Source organism: Synechococcus sp. R3-13 (assembly GCF_047462195.1).
GTDB lineage: Bacteria > Cyanobacteriota > Cyanobacteriia > Thermostichales > Thermostichaceae > Thermostichus.
The window spans coordinates 1-2,439 of the sequence record NZ_JANSIO010000155.1; the positions used below are offsets into that span (position 1 = coordinate 1).

The 2,439-nt window shown below is 61.0% G+C and carries 2 protein-coding genes; both read left to right on the forward strand.

The window, feature by feature from the left end; translation table 11 throughout:
* Positions 1 to 1,483: DNA mismatch repair endonuclease MutL (mutL, locus tag NW856_RS04920; RefSeq protein WP_414399375.1), on the forward strand; the 1,483-nt coding region annotated here is incomplete at its 5' end.
* A 36-nt stretch (positions 1,484 to 1,519) separates the two neighbouring features.
* Entirely contained in the window at positions 1,520 to 2,380 is an 861-nt protein-coding gene (locus NW856_RS04925; RefSeq protein ID WP_414399376.1) for a vitamin K epoxide reductase family protein, read from the forward strand.
* The last annotated feature ends 59 nt before the right edge of the window (positions 2,381 to 2,439 follow it).

Sequence of the window (2,439 nt, forward strand, 5' to 3'; positions counted from 1 at the left end):
AGGGTTTCGTGGGGAAGCCCTGCACAGCCTGGCCCGCTTGGGATCCCTAGCTATCCAAACCCGCCACGCTGACGATGCTCACGGCTGGCTGGCCGCCTACGACCGACAGGGGGAGCTGATCCACAAGCAGCCGGCAGCCACTGCCTTGGGAACGGTGGTCACGGTTGCGGATTTGTTTGCCGACTGGCCTCTGCGCCGTCGGGCCTTGCCCCAAACTCGCCCGCTCCTGACCCTGGTGCAGAATGCAGCCCTAGCCCATCCCTGGGTCAGTTGGCAGGTGCATCAGGAAGGGCAATTGCTGCTCAGCCTCTGGCCGGGAAAATCTCTGCAAGATCTGCTGCTGCAGGTGTTGCCGCAGTTGGATCCCACGGATCTGCGCTATCGGCGGATCCAGGATGGGGATAGCGATTGGGAAGTGGTGCTGGGCCTGCCGGATCGCCTGCATCGCCCCCACCCCGATTGGATCCGTGTGGCCGTAAACGGACGGTTTGTGCAGATGCCCGACTGGCAACGGCTGATCCAGTCGGTTTTTCACCACGCGTTGCCTCGCCACCGTCATCCACTGGTGGTTGTTCACCTGCGCCTGCCCCCAGAGCAGGTGGATTGGAACCGTCATCCTGCCAAAAGCGAGCTCTACCTGGAGAATCTGACGGCCCGCCAGGAGCAGTTGCGCCAACACCTGCACTCCCTTCTGCAATTGGGATCCGGGCAAGCCAGCCGCCGCTCTGTCCATCTGATCCGGGCCAGCGAGGCCAAGGTGGTCTATCGAGACTCGCCCGATTTTCAGAGCCGTTTTCCTCCCTCTGACCGGCCAACTTCTCCCTTGCCTCCCCTCAGGGCGCTGGCCCAACTGCATCGGATCTACATCTTGGCGGAGCATCCCCAGGGGCTATGGCTGGTGGAGCAGCACCTGGCCCACGAGCGAGTTCGCTACGAGTACATCCGGCAGCATTGGCAACTGGTGGCACCAGAGACGCCCATAACGCTGCAAGGACTATCGCCCCAAGCCCTGGAGCGGTTGGAGCAGTTGGGGCTGGAGCCGGAACCCTTCGGCCCCAATACCCATCTCATTCGACGCCTCCCTTTGGCTTTGGAGTCGGAAGATCCAGAAGAGGTGCAGGGATCCCTGCTAGAGCTCAGCCGCTGTCAAGATGTGCAGGCAGCCCAGGTGGCGGTGGCCTGTCGAGGGGCCTTGCGCAATGGGATCCCCCTCACCCTAGAGCAGATGCAACGGTTGCTAGATGCCTGGCAGCGCACCGCCAACCCCCATACTTGTCCCCATGGCCGCCCAGTGTATCTGGCCTTGGCAGAAAAAGATCTGGCCCGCTACTTCCGCCGCCGTTGGGGTCTCTGCGACCGGCCTATCTCCGACTCCAAACTGGGATCCCTATGGGAGCTGGATCCGCTGGGAGACAGGTTTGCCGCCCAGGTGCGCTCTTCTGCGTCGGATCCCACGGACGAGCCCAGCTCCACCCCACTATAATCGGGGGTGTCCAACTGCTGAAACCCCTGAAACTCCATGGCTTCTTATCTCAAACTCAAAGCCCAAGAAGAGACCTGGCTGCAGCGCCATTCCCGTCTGATCTTGGCGATCTTGGCCAGCCTGGGATCCCTGTTGACGGCCTATCTCACCTACACCAAGCTGACGGAGCAGCCCGCTGCCTTCTGCACGGGGGATGGGGGGTGTGACCTGGTACTCTCCAGCCGTTGGGCAGAGTTTTTGGGGATCCCGACAGCGGCTGTTGGCCTGCTGGGGTTTCTGGGAGTCTTGGCGCTGGCGGTGCTGCCGGATGGGCTCCCATTGGTGAAGCGGTGGCGCTGGCCGGCCCTGTTTGGCTTGGTTTCCGCCATGACCGCCTTTGAGATGTACATGCTTTACCTGATGGTGGCAGTGCTACGGCAATTCTGCATGTACTGCACCACCGCGATCATCTTGGTGGCGGGGCTGGGGCTGGTGACCATGCTGGGCCACCGCTGGTTGGATGGGGGCAAGCTGGCCTTCAGCTACATTCTCATAGGCTTTCTCACGTTGGTGACCACGATTGGGGTGTACGCCAACCAAGTTCCCCCGCCTAGCCCCCTGGCGGTAGGGTTGGCAGCCCACCTGCGGCAGATCGGCGGCACTATGTACGGGGCCTATTGGTGCCCCCATTGTCAAGACCAAAAGGAGCTGTTCGGATCGGCTTTTGAGCAAGTGCCCTACGTGGAGTGCTCCCCCAACGGCCCCGGCACTCCACAGGCTCGAGAATGTACAGAAGCGGGGATCACCAGCTATCCCACCTGGATCATCAATGGCCGCACCTACACAGGCGTTCGCTCTCTGGAAGCCTTGGCAGTGGCCTCTGGCTATCCGCTGGAAGAGCATGACTCTAGTCAATAACAAGCTCAACTATACTGAAAATAATGTATGTATAATATGTTCAGTACGGATTACTACCA

What these genes read in the sequence shown, in the direction of transcription:
- NW856_RS04925 (WP_414399376.1), top strand. Translation starts at nt 1,520, where the DNA reads ATGGCTTCTTATCTCAAACTCAAAGCCCAAGAAGAGACCTGGCTGCAG.